Source organism: Magnetospirillum aberrantis SpK, assembly GCF_011022235.1.
Lineage (GTDB): Bacteria > Pseudomonadota > Alphaproteobacteria > Rhodospirillales > Magnetospirillaceae > Magnetospirillum > Magnetospirillum aberrantis.
This window is the reverse complement of sequence record NZ_JAAIYP010000007.1, coordinates 86,629-101,636: the sequence shown is the minus strand read 5'-3', so window position 1 is coordinate 101,636 and position 15,008 is coordinate 86,629. Positions and strand designations below refer to the sequence as shown.

At 64.7% G+C, this 15,008-nt stretch carries 15 protein-coding genes; 6 read left to right on the top strand and 9 right to left on the bottom strand.

Annotated features, from left to right (window positions below):
• Positions 1-58 precede the first annotated feature (58 nt).
• Positions 59-1,231 carry an EAL domain-containing protein gene (locus G4223_RS01765; RefSeq protein WP_163674169.1) on the top strand — a complete coding sequence of 391 codons (1,173 nt, stop codon included), beginning with the start codon at positions 59-61 and terminating at the stop codon, positions 1,229-1,231.
• Positions 1,232-1,816: 585 nt separating this feature from the next.
• Here the strand turns inward: G4223_RS01765 and G4223_RS01760 are convergent.
• Entirely contained in the window at positions 1,817-2,125 is a 309-nt protein-coding gene (locus tag G4223_RS01760) for a hypothetical protein (RefSeq protein ID WP_163674167.1), read from the bottom strand.
• Positions 2,126-2,366: 241 nt separating this feature from the next.
• A complete protein-coding gene (locus G4223_RS01755; protein WP_163674165.1) occupies positions 2,367-3,023 on the bottom strand; it encodes an MBL fold metallo-hydrolase in 657 nt (218 codons plus the stop codon).
• Between the two features lie 140 nt (positions 3,024-3,163).
• On the opposite strand from G4223_RS01755, the gene G4223_RS01750 reads away from it, so the two are divergent.
• A complete protein-coding gene (locus tag G4223_RS01750) occupies positions 3,164-4,060 on the top strand; it encodes an LOG family protein (RefSeq protein ID WP_163674162.1) in 897 nt (298 codons plus the stop codon).
• Positions 4,061-4,605: 545 nt separating this feature from the next.
• Here G4223_RS01750 and G4223_RS01745 read toward each other — a convergent pair.
• From G4223_RS01745 to exbB, 3 genes are read right to left on the bottom strand one after another with little or no spacing between them, the layout of a single operon-like run.
• On the bottom strand, positions 4,606-5,361 hold the full coding sequence (locus G4223_RS01745) for an energy transducer TonB family protein (RefSeq protein WP_163674160.1): 756 nt from the start codon (positions 5,359-5,361) through the stop codon (positions 4,606-4,608).
• Positions 5,358-5,774, bottom strand: a complete 417-nt coding sequence (exbD, locus tag G4223_RS01740; protein ID WP_163674158.1) for a TonB system transport protein ExbD — start codon at positions 5,772-5,774, stop codon at positions 5,358-5,360. The genes G4223_RS01745 and exbD overlap by 4 nt, the downstream gene beginning before the upstream one ends.
• A gap of 5 nt (positions 5,775-5,779) precedes the next feature.
• Complete coding sequence (exbB, locus tag G4223_RS01735; protein ID WP_163674156.1) at positions 5,780-6,529, bottom strand: tonB-system energizer ExbB; 750 nt, start codon at positions 6,527-6,529, stop codon at positions 5,780-5,782.
• 277 nt (positions 6,530-6,806) lie between these two features.
• Here exbB and G4223_RS01730 point away from each other — a divergent pair, with 277 nt between their 5' ends.
• The 4 genes from G4223_RS01730 (at position 6,807) to G4223_RS01715 (ending at position 11,686) form a co-directional block, all read left to right on the top strand.
• Positions 6,807-7,316: an RNA polymerase sigma factor gene (locus tag G4223_RS01730; protein ID WP_163674154.1), complete on the top strand. Its 510-nt coding sequence runs from the start codon at positions 6,807-6,809 to the stop codon at positions 7,314-7,316.
• Positions 7,313-8,275: a FecR family protein gene (locus G4223_RS01725; RefSeq protein ID WP_163674152.1), complete on the top strand. Its 963-nt coding sequence runs from the start codon at positions 7,313-7,315 to the stop codon at positions 8,273-8,275. The genes G4223_RS01730 and G4223_RS01725 overlap by 4 nt, the downstream gene beginning before the upstream one ends.
• A 121-nt stretch (positions 8,276-8,396) precedes the next feature.
• The gene (locus tag G4223_RS01720; RefSeq protein WP_163674150.1) at positions 8,397-10,823 is read left to right on the top strand and encodes a TonB-dependent siderophore receptor; all 2,427 of its coding nucleotides are present in this window, start codon (positions 8,397-8,399) and stop codon (positions 10,821-10,823) included.
• 11 nt (positions 10,824-10,834) lie between these two features.
• Complete coding sequence (locus G4223_RS01715; protein WP_205762323.1) at positions 10,835-11,686, top strand: alpha/beta hydrolase; 852 nt, start codon at positions 10,835-10,837, stop codon at positions 11,684-11,686.
• A gap of 59 nt (positions 11,687-11,745) precedes the next feature.
• Here G4223_RS01715 and G4223_RS01710 read toward each other — a convergent pair whose 3' ends face one another.
• From G4223_RS01710 to G4223_RS01695, 4 genes are read right to left on the bottom strand one after another with little or no spacing between them, the layout of a single operon-like run.
• Positions 11,746-12,459, bottom strand: a complete 714-nt coding sequence (locus G4223_RS01710) for a phage tail protein (protein WP_163674148.1) — start codon at positions 12,457-12,459, stop codon at positions 11,746-11,748.
• Positions 12,460-12,489: 30 nt separating this feature from the next.
• Positions 12,490-13,218 (bottom strand): phage tail protein, encoded by a 729-nt coding sequence (locus tag G4223_RS01705; RefSeq protein WP_163674146.1) that lies wholly within the window; start codon positions 13,216-13,218, stop codon positions 12,490-12,492.
• 44 nt (positions 13,219-13,262) lie between these two features.
• Positions 13,263-13,973 (bottom strand): phage tail protein, encoded by a 711-nt coding sequence (locus G4223_RS01700; RefSeq protein WP_163674144.1) that lies wholly within the window; start codon positions 13,971-13,973, stop codon positions 13,263-13,265.
• Between the two features lie 38 nt (positions 13,974-14,011).
• Entirely contained in the window at positions 14,012-14,746 is a 735-nt protein-coding gene (locus G4223_RS01695; protein ID WP_163674141.1) for a phage tail protein, read from the bottom strand.
• Positions 14,747-15,008: the final 262 nt, after the last annotated feature.

Sequence of the window (15,008 nt, the reverse complement as noted above, 5' to 3'; positions counted from 1 at the left end):
CCTTTTTTTCGGCGGCGGCGGCCGTCCCGACATAGCGATTTTACAAGGAACCTTCACCATGCGCGTGACGGAAGCCGAACGTGCGTTCCTGCACGAACTTCATGTGGTCAAGAAAAATCCGTTGGGCAAGCGGCTGATTCATTTCTGCGTGTCCATGGCGCCGCCTCACCGCGACGTTTCGCACCGGGTCGAGCGGGCCAAGCATTTCATCAAGAAAAGCTTCGAACGCAGCCCCTATTGCCAGGTGTACCAAGCCAGCAATTCCGACCTGTTCGTCGCCTATTCCCACATACCGGTGTCCGAGGTCCTGGGGGTGTGTTCGCGGGTCGAGAAGCTGTTTTGCGATGAACCGGTGAGTGCCCGTAACCCCTATAACGAATATGCCTTCTACAAGGTGGCCGACGCGGTCAAGGAACTGGACCTGGTGTTCGCCGCCTTCAAGGGCATCTTGTCTGGCGGTCAGAACGACAACGAGGCTGGCGCGCTCAAGCGTCCCATGGCGCCCGAGCATCTGACCTTCCTGTCGGACAAGCTGCGCACCACCGACTTGCGCCACTGCATCTTCAACCAGCCGGTCTATTTCATCGGCGCCAAGGTGCCGTCCATCGAATTCCTGGAATTCTACATGGCCAGCCGCCAGATCGAGGCGCAGTTCCTGCCCGACGTCTCCTTGGGCGGCAACCCGTGGCTGTTCCACGCCTTGGCCGGCGATTACGACCGCGCCACCTTGCGCACCCTGGCCAAGGAAATCGGCGAATACCGCCACAAGGCGTTCAGCGTCAACGTCAGCCTGTCGACCATCCTGTCCAAGGATTTCGCCGAGTTCTACGACGCCTTGCCGACCAAGCTGGCGGGCAAGATCGTGCTGGAGATTCACAAAACGGACCTGGTGCAGAACTTCTCGCTGGTCAAAGACGTGAAGGAGCTTGTGCGTAAAAAGGGTCTGCGGCTGTGTATCGATGGCCTGGAATGGCGGGATTTCGAGGTTCTGCATCTCAAGCGGCTGGCGCCGGACTTCGTCAAGGTGATCTGGCACAACGACCTTTTGGCGGCCAGCCACGACGAGATCGCCATTCTGGTGCGCGGCAAGTCCGGCCTGGCCGAAAACTGCGAGTTGATCTTGTCGCGGTGCGATTCGCCAAAGGCTTTCCCATTCGCCAGAACCCTGGGGGTCAAATACATTCAGGGCCGGTTGGCCGACCAGTTCTTCAAGACGGGTATGGAAATGTAGGAAAGGTTCGGCGGTTGCTCCGCCCCCGTGTTGCGCGTAAGGTTCGTCCGCAGGGATTGGGGGCCTGCGCGATGGCCGTAGCCTTTGCGCAAATCGATGGACCAGCATGCGTTTCGTTTGGACGTTCCTGATCGGCATCGCCTTCGCCGCCTTCGTCATGGCGGTCAGTTCGCCTTTGCTGATGGCCGGAATCGGCACCGTTGCCTGGATTGCCAAGAACAACGCCTTCAGCGCCTTGTCGGGCGAGTCGGTGTTTGGGGTGCGCGAACGGGACGGGCGGCTTGACGGCCGCATGATCAACGTTTCCTTTCAGACCATGCATGTGGTCATGCCGGGCGACCCGCGCCCGCGCCGTCTGCTGCTGCGCCTCGAGGTGACCAACGCCGACGTCTTCGCTTCGCGTCCCGGCGAGGGGCGGGTGCGTCTGGACGTGTGGCCCCTGGACGGGATCGAGGACGTGCGGGGGCCCTCGCTTTACACAATCATCGCGCCGGGCCGTTCGGCGGCGTTTGGCGAGGACGGTACCTTGGTGGTCGAACATTCCAACCGCCGCGGCGTCTATGCCCTGTCCAGCGGGCAATGGCTTTACGATTGGGAGGCGCCGCCCGCCACCTTCACCGCCGAGGGGGAACGCCGTCGCGTGGTCGCCTTGGCCTCGGTCGAAGAGGACATGCCGCCGCGTGCCATTGCCGTCTTGACGCTGGCAACGGCCCAGACGGTGTTGAAGCGGGTGATGATCGTCGCCGCCGACCCGACGCGGGCCCGGTTGTTGCGCTCGACCATCGGCATGATCCGGCCGGTGCCGCGCATGGACGATTCCACGCGGCGCACCATCGACTTGTCGTTGCCGGCCGGCACAATGCGTATTCCGGTGACCGGCGACGACCTGGACATCGCTGCCGCCCAGGTACCGCAGGGGCTGGGGGTGGTGGAGCTCAAGAGCTGGGGGCAAGGCGCGAAAAAAATAGTGTCCGCTCCCGTTTCCCTCCAAGCTTACACCAAGTCTCGATGGGCGAGACTTGGTCGGGCGCAAGGCGCCCGCGCCGCCAATGCGGCGGGAGCCAAGGGTTTTGGAAAAACCCGCCCGGCGCTTGAGGGCGGCGGCGTTGATCGGTTCAGATCAACGCGATTTGGATTAGACCATGAATTTCCACCAGCGTCGGGCATCCGCCGCCCGCCATTCCGGGCCATGGCCGGAAAACAGCACCGTGTCGTCGCTCACCCGTCCCAGGAAACGCGGGATGGATTGCCACAATTTCTCCTCGCTGCCGCCGGGCAGGTCGGTGCGGCCGACGCCCTGGCGGAACAAGGTGTCCCCAGTCAACGCGAAGCCGCCGAAATCAAAGCACACCCCGCCCGGCGTGTGGCCCGGCGTGTGGGTGACCGCAACTTCCGCGCCGCCCAGGGTCAAGGGGCTTTCGTCGGCGAAAGTGCGGACCCGGCGTGGCCCGCTCATGCTTTCGCCGGTGAAGGATCGGGCCAGGTCGCCGGCGGCGGCGATCACCGGCAATTCGTCCTGGTGGGCGATGGTGTCGATGTCCAGCGCGTCCTCGATCGCACCGGCGGCTCCCAGATGGTCTGGGTGGCCGTGGGTCAGCCAGATGGCGACCGGCGTGCCGTTCTCGGCGGAGACGGCGGCCAGGATCCGTTCCGCGTCGCCGCCGGGGTCCACCACCACCAACTGGCCGCTGGCGCGGTGCCGGACGATGTAGGCGTTTTCGTACCACGGCGGGCTGGTGACCACCACGGTCAGGGAGAAGTCGCCGAATTCGCCAAGGTGATGGACGGACATGGCCGGGAGCTCGCTTCGGGGGATCGGATGGGCGTGTCCCCATATAGCCCAAGCCCGAGAACGTTTCCAGGAAACAGGGCGTTTACCGTGAGGTAAGCTTGAAGGGGCATCCTGGAAATCCCTTGCCGCGGAAAGGTGCGATGCCAAAGAACACTCCTCCCAACCATCCCTTCCGTTCCGCCCGCGAAGACAGCGCCGCCGTCCAGGTCGCCATCCCGGAAACGCCGCAAACCGCGTCTCCGGCGTATCGGCTGGCCTACGAGGACGACGATTTCCTGTTTCGCCCCGACCTGCGTCCGGTGCGGTTGCAGCTTGAATTGTTGAAGCCCGAGCTGTTGCAACAGGAACAGGGTATCCGCTCGACCATCGCCATGTTCGGTTCCGCCCGCATTCCCGACCCCGAGACGGCGGCGAAGCATCTGGCCGAGGCCGAAGCCGCCGCCCGTTCCGCGCCGCACGACAAGATCCTGGCGCGCAAGGTGATGGTGGCCCGGCGCATGCTGGCCAATTCCCGCTATTACGAAGAGGCGCGGCGGCTGGCTCAGATCGTCACCAACACCTGCGTCGGCGAGCATGTTTGCGACTTCGTGGTCAAGACCGGCGGTGGACCGGGCATCATGGAGGCGGCCAATCGCGGCGCCGACGAGGTGGGGGGAAAGTCCATCGGGCTTAACATCGTCCTGCCCATGGAACAGGCCCCCAACCGCTACATCACCCCGGAACTGTGTTTCCGTTTCCATTATTTCGCCATCCGCAAGATGCATTTCATGATCCGGGTCAAGGCGCTGGTGGTGTTCCCCGGTGGCTTCGGCACCATGGACGAGTTGTTCGAGGCGTTGACCTTGATCCAGACCGGCAAGATCGAACCGATTCCGGTGTTGATGTTCGGCCGGGAATATTGGGAACGCGTTCTTAACATCGACGCCATGATCATGGAGGGCATGGTCAGTCCCGAGGACAAGGACCTTCTGACCTTCGTGGAAACCGCCGAGGAAGCCTGGAATATCGTCGCGGAATACTACAGCCTACCCAAATAGGTTGGAGAGCTCCCGCCCGCATCCCTCGAACGGACCAGATTCCTGGAGACGTTCTTACCTGATTACCTAGTGGTCGGGTTAATACCTGATGCTTTCGTATACACCCTCGGATAATATGGCTTTCCAGCGGGTACGCTTGGCGGCGGACGCGAAGGGGGGCTTCGGCTCTGCCGCCACGTGGTGTCGTCGTTTTCTACGACACCGCCGAGCGGAGCTGCCTTTGGCGGCTCCGTTCCCCGCTCACCGTTTCTCCGGGGGGGGGAAGGGGGCGGCGCCTCGGTTCGGCGGCTTTCATTGCGGCCGGTCGGGGCGCCGAAGCACCCTTTAACGGCCGGGCTGCTTTCCACGGAATTACCCACTTTCGATGTCGCGCCCGTACCCGGCGAGGGCTAAACGTAAAGCTAGACCATCGGGCGTCATGTTTGACGCCCGATGGTCTAAGTATTCTATTGCCTCTGAAAAGCGTGTGCCGAACCCGCAAGACGCTGGTGGTGCAATCCGTCAACGCTCGTGGCGATCGGGATTGTCATTGATTTTCGACGGGTTCAGGACCCGGTGGATCTCAGGAAGAATTGAATGGGCACGACGATGTCGATGACTTCTCCCATCACTTCAGGCGGCGGCAACGGCAGGGGTTGGGCGCGGTCGAGAAGGGCCAGCGCCTCGTCGTCCAGGCGGCTGAACCCCGAGGCGCGCTCCAGCCGCGCCGACAGGACCGAACCGTCGCGTTTCATGGAAAACCGGACATAGGCCACGCCCTCTTGACGGCGGAACTGTGCGGCCGATGGATAACGCTTGTGGCGTTCCAGATGGGCACGCAAAGCACCTTGCCAGGTGGGGACGGCGTTGCTGGGAGCCGCAGATAGCGAGCCAAGGGTGGGGGCGGCGGTTTTCTGGGCCGTGGGGGCTTCGGCGGCTGCGGGGGCGGTGGTCTGTTCAACCACCTTCTCGGCCGGCGGCGCTTCCACCGGCGGGGCGGGCCGAGGTTTCGGTCGGGGTTTAGGCCGGGGCAGGGGAACCTCTGCCTTCTTCACCGGTTCCGGCTTGGGTGGTTCTTGGACCGCCTTCTCAATGGGGCGGGCCGCCTCTTGTTCGATGCCGGGCGCTTTATCCGTGGGGGCCGCCGGTGCGGCCATGGGGGCCAACTCGATCATCATGGCGGCGGGCGGCGCGGGCGGCGGTGGAGGTGCGGAGGCATGCCACAGCACCGCCGCCGCCAGGGCGCCGCCATGCAGCATGGTCGCCACCGCCGTCGCCGAGCGCCACGGCGCGCCGGGGTGAACGTCGCTTTTGCCCCTCATGACTGGCCTTCCAATCCGACCAGGGCGACCTTGAGGTAGCCGGCGGCGCGCAAGCCATCCATCACCTCCATCAGCGCACCGTATTCGATGCTCTTGTCGGCGCGCAGGAATACCCGCGTTTCCTTGTTGCCCTTGGTGGTGGCATCCAACGCGGCGGCCAGCCCCTCGGCCGGCACGCTGTCGTTGCCCACCGCCAGACTCTTGTCGGCGCGGATCGTCAGGTACAGCGGCTTGTCCGGCTTGGGTGCCGGCTCGGCGGTGGAACTGGGCAGATCGACCTTGACGTCCACGGTGGCCAAAGGCGCCGCCACCATGAAGATGATCAACAGCACCAGCATGACGTCGATGAACGGGGTGACGTTGATTTCGTGGCTTTCGACCAGATCGTCGTCGTCCCTGAGGCGTGCGGCCATGGTCTTTACTCCGCCGCTTCGTGAAGCGGCAGGGCGCGGCGGTCGAGGTCGCGGCTGACGATGCGCAGCACGTCGGCGGCGGCATCGCCCATCAGGGCCTTGTAGCCGGAAATGGACCGGGTGAAGGCGTTGTAGATCACCACCGCCGGAATGGCGGCGACCAGACCGATGGCGGTGGCGAGCAAGGCCTCGGCGATGCCCGGTGCCACCACGGCAAGGTTGGTGGTCTGCGCTTTCGAGATGCCGACGAAGCTGTTCATGATGCCCCACACGGTGCCGAACAGGCCGACGAACGGACCGACCGAACCGATGGTGGCAAGGATGCCGGTGCCCACCGCCATGCGACGGCCGGCCGCCGCTTCGATGCGGGCCAGGCGGCTTTCCACCCGTTCCTTCAATCCTTCGCCGGGGATGCCGGCCGACAGCCGGGCTTCGGCCATGGCGGCGCGGGCCAGTTGTCCTTCGGGGCCGTCGATCCCGTCCAGGCGCCTGACCGCGTCAGCCAGCGTTCGCGCCTCGGCCAGGGACGCGATGGTCTGGTGCACGCGGCGGCGGGCCTGACGCAGTTCCACCGTCTTGGCCAGCCAGACGCTCCAGGTGGCGACCGAGGCCAGGGCCAGCCCCACCATCACCACCTGAACCACGATGTCGGCGGACAGGAACATGTTCCACGGCGACAGGTCGTGAGGCAGAAGGCTGGCCGCCAGTTCATGGGGAGCGGCGGAGCCCAGGGTGTCCGAAGTTTGTACGGTCATCGTTCTTACGGGCCTTTCGGATTGTCGGCGTGGAATGGCGTCATGACGCACCCATGGACATGCGGGCGATGAGGGCTGGCGATGGGCCAGGAAATGAGATTTCCACGCACGTCCCCTTTTCCTAAGACGGTTGGCGGGCCGAAACCCACACCTGGAATGGAAAATAATTTCATCGCCCGGATGCTTGCCTGATGCGCTTGCGAATCATTCGCACTATTCCTATAGTCCATTCCCGTCGGGAAAACACCATTTTGTGTCACAGGAACCAAAGCGGCCCATGGCGGATGATCTGGATTCCCTGTTCCGCCAGTATCACGCGGAATTGCAACGTCTGGCCTTTCGCCGCGTCGGTGACCATGATGTCGCCGCCGACGTGGTGCAGGACGCCTTTCTGCGCTATGCCGGCATGGCCTGTGGCGAGCGTCCGGTTCAGGCGATAGAGAACCCCCGTTTCTTCCTGTGGCGGATCGTCGTCAACCTGGTCGCCGATTTCGGGCGCGGCAAGGTACGCCGGGGAATTCACGACAGCATCGACGCCATGGCCGACACCTTGGCCGATGGCCGCCCGACACCGGAACAGGTGGCGGAATCGCGCCAGCGTCTGGCAAGGCTGCGGCAAGCCCTCGAGGAATTGCCGCCACAATGCCGGGCGGCGCTGCTGCTCAATCGGCTGGAGGGGCTGACCCATGCCGAGGTGGGGCGGCGTCTTGGCATCTCGTCCAGCATGGTGTCCAAGCACATCATGCGGGCGGTGCGCCATTGTGCCCGCCGTCTGGGGTGGACATGAGAGTGCAAACACCGTTGTCGGCTTTCCCGTCCGGCGAGGACGACGCGCCGCTTTCGCCGCTGACCGAGACGGCGCTGGAATGGCTGGTGACCCTGCATTCCGGCGAAGCGACCGAGACCGATTGGGCGCGTTACGACGCCTGGAAAGAGGCCGCCCCGGCCCACCGGCAAGCCGCCGACGCGGCTGAAAGCCTGTGGGCCGGTCTGGGCACGGCGTTGCCGCGCCGCCGTCCCGTGGTCAAGGTTGCTGCCGCTTTGTCGCTGGCCGTGCTGATGGCTGTTGGTGGTTTGGAATTGCGGGGGGCGGGGCCGCCACAGACATGGCTGGCCGATTTGCGGACCGATGTGGGTGAACGCGGTTCTTTCGTTCTGGAGGATGGCAGCCGGATCGTTCTCGACACCGCTTCGGGGGTCGACCTGGTCTTTTCCCCCGAGCGGCGGCGGGTGATCCTGCGCGGCGGCGCCATCCACATTCAGGTCAGTCCCGATCCCGACCGTCCGTTCGAGGTCGAGGCGGCCGGCGGCACCGTGCGGGCCCTGGGCACCGCCTTCGACGTGCGCCGCATGGACGATCTGGTCCGGGTGGTGGTCACCGAACATGTGGTCCGGGTCAGCTATCCCGCAGGAGCCGAGGCCGTCGCCGACGTGCCGGCCGGCCGCCAGATCGCCTATGGACCGTCGGCCGGCCTTGGCCGGGCGGTGGCCGCCACGGCCGGGGCTACCGCGTGGCAACGTGGCCGCCTGGTCTTCGACGGCTTGCCGCTGGGTGAGGTGGTCGCCGAGATGGGGCGCTATCACCGGGGCATGGTGGTGTTCGCCGACGACGGCTTACGCGCGCTGCCGGTCACCGGCATGTTCGACAGCGGCGACCTTGACGGCCTGTTGGATGCCGTTGCCGCCGTGCTGCCGGTGCGGGTGTACCGTCTGCCCGGCCTGGCCATTGTCCGTAGCACGTCCTGAGAAAAATCACTTCTTCGAAAAAAGTGCTGTCGGCTCGCGCCCCTGGTGGCGTCTTCGATAATGAGAATGATTTGCATCACATAAATCGAAGATGATCTGCCGTTTGAACAAAGGGGTGACCATGGTAAGTGGATTGGCATGCTGGCGCGGTCTTGCCGCCGCCTTGCTGGGTGGCACGGCGTTGGCGACACTGGTCGTCGTTCCCGCCGCCATGGCGGCCGAGGCGACGCAGGTGGCGCAGGCCGGGGATGTGCGTTCCTTCGATATTCCCGCCGGCCCGCTGGGGCGTGCGTTGACCGCTTTCGGCGAGGCCAGCGGGTTGAAGGTGCTGGTTCCCAGCGCCTTGCTTCAGAACCGGAACACTGCGGGGGTGTCGGGGACGCTGTCCCCGGAACGGGCGCTGGTTCAATTGCTGGGCGGGACGGGCCTGACCTGGCGCTACACCGATTCCGGCGTGGTGACGTTGGAAGCGGTGCCCGCCCAGGACGGAGCCATGGAACTGGGGCCGGTCACCGTGGAAGGACAGGCGCGGGCGCTGTCCGCCACCACCGAAGGAAGCGGCTCGTACACCAGCCGGGTCGCCACCGTGGGGTCGAAGATGCCGGCGACCTTGCGCGAGATTCCGCAATCGGTGACCGTGGTCACCCGCCAGCGCATGGACGACCAGAACATGCAACGGCTCGAGGACGCCATGCGCGCGACCACCGGCATGACCATCGCCACCAACGACAACGGCCGTTCCTCGATCTTCGTGCGCGGCTATGAACTGGACAATTATCTGGTGGACGGCCTGCCCACCTCGTTGTCGAGCATCTATGGCACCCAGCCCGATCTGGCCATGTTCGACCGGGTCGAGGTGCTGCGTGGCCCGTCCGGTCTGTTCGGCGGTACCGGCGAACCGGGCGGCACCGTCAACCTGGCGCGCAAGCGGGCCTTGGACCACGCGGCGGCCAGCGGTTCGTTCACCTATGGCTCGTGGAACGCCTACGAGGCGATGGCCGACGCCACCGGCCCGCTGGTGTCGTCGGGGCGCGTTCGTGGCCGCGTGGTGGCGTCATATCTGGACAAGGACAGCTTCATCGACGTCAACCACAACACCGGCAAGCTGGGATACGGCACGCTGGAATTCGACCTGACGCCGGCCACCACCCTGTCCCTGGCGCTGAACCGCCAGGAGCGCGACATCACCCCCACCAACGGCTTGCCGGCCTATGCCGACGGCCGTTTGCTGAACGTGGACCGCTCGACCTATTACGGCGCCGACTGGAACCGCTTCGAAAGCGCTTCCAACGAGGCGTTGGCCGAGTTGAAGCATACCTTCGACGACGGAGGTTTCGCCCAGGTCTCGGCCCGGTACGTGGATCGTTGGGCCGACATGAAATACGCCTATTCCGGCAGCGCGGTGAGCGCCGCCGACACCACCTCCACCATGGCGGTGCTGGCACGCAATTACGACGAACAGACCCTGTCGCTGGATGGTCACCTCAGCAAGCCGTTTACCGCTTTCGGCCTGACCCACAACGCCCTGGTCGGCGCCGATTACCGGCGCTACGAACAGACCTTGTGGTCCACCGGCAACAGCTCCTACGCCTGGACCAGCAACGTCAATTCGCCCAACACCACCGGTTTCGCGGAAACCTATCCGGCGCAGACCTCCGGCACCCGCACGGTGCCGGAACAATATTCGGTCTACGGCCAGTTGCGTCTCAAGGTGGCCGAACCGCTGACCCTGATCGGCGGTGGGCGGCTCAGCTATTACCACCAGGACGTCACCAATCTGGTCAACAACACCACGACTTCGCTGGACGTGAACGCCGAGACCACGCCCTATGCGGCGGTCGTCTTCGACGTCACCAAACAAGTGTCGCTTTATGCCAGCTACACCGAAATCTTCCAGCCGCAGACCGGTACCCTGTCCAGCGGCGCCATGCCAAAGCCGCGCGTGGGCAACCAATACGAAACCGGCGTCAAGGGCGAGTTCCTGGAAGGTCGCCTGAACACCCATCTCGGCGTGTTCCGCATCCGCGACGAAAACCGCCTGATCAACGATCCCGCCAACGCCACCTACAAGGTCGCCGCCGGCGAGGCGGAATCCAAGGGACTGGAAGCCGAGATCAGCGGGGCGTTGACCCCGGAATGGCAGGTGTTCGCCGGCTATTCCTATGTGTTGACCAAGTTCCTCAAGGGCGACGGGGCCACCGCCGTCGAGGGACAGCCGGTCAGCACGCTGACGCCCAAGCACACCGTGACCTTGTGGACCAAGTACACCTTCGGCGAGGGATCGCCGCTGGAAGGCTTCAACGTCGGCGGCGGCGCCCGCATGCTCAGCGCCTTCTACAATCAGGTCGGCGCCGTGCGCTGGTATCAGGATGGCTATACCGTGGTGGACGGCCAGGTGGGATACCAGTTGACCGACAACCTGGATCTGACGTTGACGGTCAATAACGTCTTCGACGAGGAATATTACTCCCGCGTCGGAAGCAGTTCGGTCTTCAACTTCTACGGCGAGCCGCGCAGCTATTGGCTGAAGCTCGGCGCCAAGTTCTGACCGTGGTGTTCTTGTCCCGTCTTGTCGCCGCCGTCCTGCTTGTGACGGCGGCGGCCTGCACCCAGGCGGCGTTTCCTCCGGTCGTGCTGGAGGGGACGCAGGTCCGCACCCTTTCGTCCGCCGATGGCGACGCCTATCGCATCCTGGTCGCCGTCCCGGCGGGGCAGGCCCCGGCCCAGGGATGGCCGGTGATCTATGCCCTGGACGGCGCCACCACCTTCGCCACCTTCCGCGACAGCTTGCGTGTCCAGGCCGGTCGGCCGGAAGCGACCGGAGCACGCCCGGCGGTGGTGGTTGCCATCGCCTATCCCGATCCCGGTGGGGTGAACCCGGCACGGCGGCAACGCGACCTGACGCCGCCCGTTCCGGGACAGCCCGTGGCCGCCAGCGGCGGTGCCGATCGGTTCCTGGATTTCCTGGAAAAGGTGGTCAAGCCGGCGGTCGAACGCGATCTGCCCATCGACCGGCGCCGTCAGACGCTGTTCGGCCATTCCCTTGGCGGGTTGTTCGCCTTGCACGTTCTGTTCACCCGGCCGGATGCCTTTCAGACCTATGTGGCCGCCAGTCCGTCCATCTGGTGGAACGACCGGGCCATCCTGGCCGAGATGAAGGCGGCGGCATGGCCGGCCGTTCCTCCCGCGGTGATGGTCACCGTGGGCGAGAGAGAACAATTCACCCCCGATGCCGACGTGGCGAGTGTCGCCAAGCTGGCCAGCCGCCGTCAGGTGGACAATGCCGCCGAAATGGCGGCAGGTTTGTCGGCGATGGGGATTGATGCGGCGTTCGTGCGTTTTCCTGGCGAGAACCACGGCAGCGTCCTGCCCGCCGCCATCAGTCGGGCGGTGCGTTTCGCCTCGCGTTGAACACGATGTAATGGAGAGGGGGCCGCCGCGCATGGCGGCGGCCTCGGATCGGAACGTGGTTAATTTTGGCGCTCTGGGAAAAGGCCTTGCGTGACCATGCAATAGCGCATGGCGATCGATGGCGGCACGGTGGGGATGGATTGCCCCGCGCCGGTGGGATCGACGGTGACGGTCCCGCCACCGCCACCGCCACCGCCGGACACCCCGTTCAGGGGCGTCAAGGCGCTGGCGTTGGTTCCGCTGTTGTAGATCTTGACCCCCGACGAGGACGCGGCGGACAGGTACTTGCCCCCAGTCGGACTGTTGGTGTCGCCGGGATCGGTCGAGACCAGGACTTGGGCCGCCGTGCCGCTGCTGCTGTTACCACTGCCGCTGGGGGTGAAGGTCGCCGCATGGGTGTGGGGCGCCATCATGGCGATGGTTTGGGTGACGCCTTCCTGACCATATTTTTGTCCCCATGCGTGCGTGGTCAGCCCCGGCCCTTGACCATAGCCGGTCGGCGCCCGACCGCGCAGATCGGGCACCCCCATGGTGGTAGAGCAGTCACCGCCATAGGTGCAGCCGATCAAGGAAAACAATGCGGTGTTTGTGCTGATGGCGATGATCTGGCCATTGGCTTCTACGGTGTTGCGAGGGCAGAAATTCCCGGCTACGACGCAGATTTGTCCGGTATAAGCCTCGGTGCCGCATGCGGCGGCGGGCCGGCCCCCCAGGGTCAAGGTCGCGACAGCGGCCAGCACCGAGGCTGAGAACAGGGCATGTTTCGGTTTCATGTTTGAACTCCCCCTTATTGGACCAGACGTTTATGGGCGGGATGGATAAAGGCCTACCGTGACCATGCAATAGCGCATGGCGATCGATGGCGGCACGGTCGGGATGGGGGTCACCGTGCCATTGGGGGTGCCGCCGGTGGGATCGACGGTGACGGTCCCGCCGCCGCCGCTACCGCCGCCGCCGGATACTCCGCTCAGGGGCGTCAAGGCGCTGGCGTTGGTTCCGCTGTTGTAGATCTTGACCCCCGACGAGGACGCGGCGGACAGGTACTTGCCCCCGGTCGGACTGTTGGTGTCGCCGGGGTCGGTCGAGACCAGGACTTGGGCCGCCGTGCCGCTGCTGCCGCCACCGCTGCCGTCGGGCGTGAAGGTGGCCGTGTGGTTATGGGGCGCCATCATGGCGATGGTCTGGGTGACGCTTTCCAGACCATATCTCTCGCCCACAGAGTATTCTGTCAGCCCCGGCCCTTGACCATAGCCGGTCGGCGCCCGGCCGCGCAGGTCGGGGACCCCCATGGTGGTACGGCAGTCACCGCCATAGGTGCAGCCGATCAAGGCAAACAATGCTTCGTTGTCGCTGAGGGGAAGAAGCTGGCCGTTGGTTTCGACGGTGCCGCGGGGGCAGAAACTCCCGGCGACGATACAGATTTGTCCGATATAAGCCTCGGTGCCGCAGGCGGCGGCGGGCCGGCCCCCCAGGGTCAAGGTCGCGACAGCGGCCAGCACCGAGGCTGAGAACAGGGCATGTTTCGTTTTCATGCTTGAACTCTCCTTGTTTGCTCTGTTGTTCACGACGTTGGCGCTTATGGGCGGGGTGGATAGAGGCCGCTGGTGACGATGCAATAACGCATGGCGATGGACGGCGGCAGGGTCGGGATGGGTTGTCCGCCGCCGGTGGCATTGACGGTGACGGTCCCGCCGCTGCTACCGCCGCCGCCGCCGCCGGACACTCCGTTCAGGGGCGTCAAGGCGCTGGCGTTGGTTCCGCTGTTGTAGATCTTGACCCCCGACGAGGACGCGGCGGACAGGTACTTGCCCCCGGCCGGAGTGTTGGTGTCGCCGGGATCGGTCGAGACCTTGACCTCGGCCGCCGTGCCGCCGCCACCGCTTCCGCTGGGCACGAAGGTCGCCGCATGGGTGTGGGGCGCCATCATGGCGATGGTCTGGGTGACGCCTTCCTGACCATATTTTTGTCCCCATGCGCGCGTGGTCAGCCCCGGCCCGGTGCCATAGCCGGTCGGGACCCGGCCGCGCAGGTCGGGGACCCCAACGGTGGTGCGGCCATCGCCGCCATAGGTCGTGCCGATCAGGGAATACAATGCTTGGTTGGCGTTGAAGGGAAGAAGCTGACCGTTCGCTTCGACGGTGTTGCGGGGGCAGAAATTCCCGGCGACGATACAGATTTGCCCGATATAGGCGTCGTCGCCGCAGGCGGCGGCGGGCCGCGCCCCCAGGGTCAAGGCCGCGACGGCGGCCAGCATGGAGGTCGAGAACAGGGCATGCTTTGTTTTCATGTCTGAATTCCCCTTTTTGCTGTCACTGGACCCGACGCCTATGGGCGGGGCGGATAGAGGCCATCGAGGACGATGCAGTAACGCATGGCGATCGACGGCGGTACGGTTGGTATGGGGGCCGCCGTGCCATTGGGGAGGCCGCCGGTGGGATTGACGGTGACGGTCCCGCCGCTGCTACCGCCGCCGCCGCCGCCGGACACTCCGCTCAGGGGCGTCAAGGCGCTGGCGTTGGTTCCGCTGTTGTAGATCTTGACCCCCGACGAGGACGCGGCGGACAGGTACTTGCCCCCGGCCGGACTGTTGGTGTCGCCGGGATCGGTCGAGACCTTGACCTCGGCCGCCGTGCCGCCGCCACCGTTTCCGCTGGGCTTGAAGGTGGCCGTATGGGTGTGGGGCGCCATCATGGCGATGGTCTGGGTGACATATTCCTGACCGTATTTCCCGCTCCAGGCGCGCGGGGTCAATCCCGGTCCGGTGCCATAGCCGATCGGGGCACGGCCACGCATGTCGGGGACCCCCATGGTGTCGCGGCAATCGCCGCCATAGGTACAACCGATCAGTGAATACAGGGCCTGATACTCTCTGATCTGAAGAAGCTGGCCCGTCGGCTCGGCGGTGTTGTAGGGGCAATATGACCCGGCCATGATGCAAATCTGCCCGATATAGGCCTCGGTTCCGCAGGCGGCGGCAGGGCGTGCGCTCAGGCTCAGGGTCGCGGCTGCGGCCGTGGCCGCCAGCACGGTGGTCGAAAACAGAGCTCGTTTGGTTTTCATCCTTGCTCTCCCCTTACAATTATCGATGCAAACGACTCCAATCCGTGGCATCCAAATGGCGATAAGCTACTTGCTTGAGTCGCTATGGTGGCCAATCAGGCGAAGTTACTGTATCAAAATTTGTTAAAATGAAAAGTGTATGCTCGCAAAACAGGAAAAATGATCTGTTTACCGCCCATCATGCTGGTTCCTGGGCAACCTTATGGCGTCTATGTGAACTCGGTTTGCCGTTTACCAATAGATGTGCATTGCGCTAGATATG

Bases quoted from the DNA above. Each gene is read 5' to 3' on its own strand.
- G4223_RS01755 (WP_163674165.1), bottom strand. From the start codon at position 3,023: ATGTCCGTCCATCACCTTGGCGAATTCGGCGACTTCTCCCTGACCGTG.
- G4223_RS01700 (WP_163674144.1), bottom strand. From the start codon at position 13,973: ATGAAAACAAAGCATGCCCTGTTCTCGACCTCCATGCTGGCCGCCGTC.
- G4223_RS01710 (WP_163674148.1), bottom strand. From the start codon at position 12,459: ATGAAACCGAAACATGCCCTGTTCTCAGCCTCGGTGCTGGCCGCTGTC.
- G4223_RS01705 (WP_163674146.1), bottom strand. From the start codon at position 13,218: ATGAAAACGAAACATGCCCTGTTCTCAGCCTCGGTGCTGGCCGCTGTC.
- G4223_RS01750 (WP_163674162.1), top strand. From the start codon at position 3,164: ATGCCAAAGAACACTCCTCCCAACCATCCCTTCCGTTCCGCCCGCGAA.
- exbB (WP_163674156.1), bottom strand. From the start codon at position 6,529: ATGACCGTACAAACTTCGGACACCCTGGGCTCCGCCGCTCCCCATGAA.
- G4223_RS01695 (WP_163674141.1), bottom strand. From the start codon at position 14,746: ATGAAAACCAAACGAGCTCTGTTTTCGACCACCGTGCTGGCGGCCACG.
- G4223_RS01765 (WP_163674169.1), top strand. From the start codon at position 59: ATGCGCGTGACGGAAGCCGAACGTGCGTTCCTGCACGAACTTCATGTG.
- G4223_RS01745 (WP_163674160.1), bottom strand. From the start codon at position 5,361: ATGAGGGGCAAAAGCGACGTTCACCCCGGCGCGCCGTGGCGCTCGGCG.
- G4223_RS01725 (WP_163674152.1), top strand. From the start codon at position 7,313: ATGAGAGTGCAAACACCGTTGTCGGCTTTCCCGTCCGGCGAGGACGAC.
- G4223_RS01720 (WP_163674150.1), top strand. From the start codon at position 8,397: ATGGTAAGTGGATTGGCATGCTGGCGCGGTCTTGCCGCCGCCTTGCTG.
- exbD (WP_163674158.1), bottom strand. From the start codon at position 5,774: ATGGCCGCACGCCTCAGGGACGACGACGATCTGGTCGAAAGCCACGAA.
- G4223_RS01730 (WP_163674154.1), top strand. From the start codon at position 6,807: ATGGCGGATGATCTGGATTCCCTGTTCCGCCAGTATCACGCGGAATTG.
- G4223_RS01760 (WP_163674167.1), bottom strand. From the start codon at position 2,125: ATGTCCAGGTCGTCGCCGGTCACCGGAATACGCATTGTGCCGGCCGGC.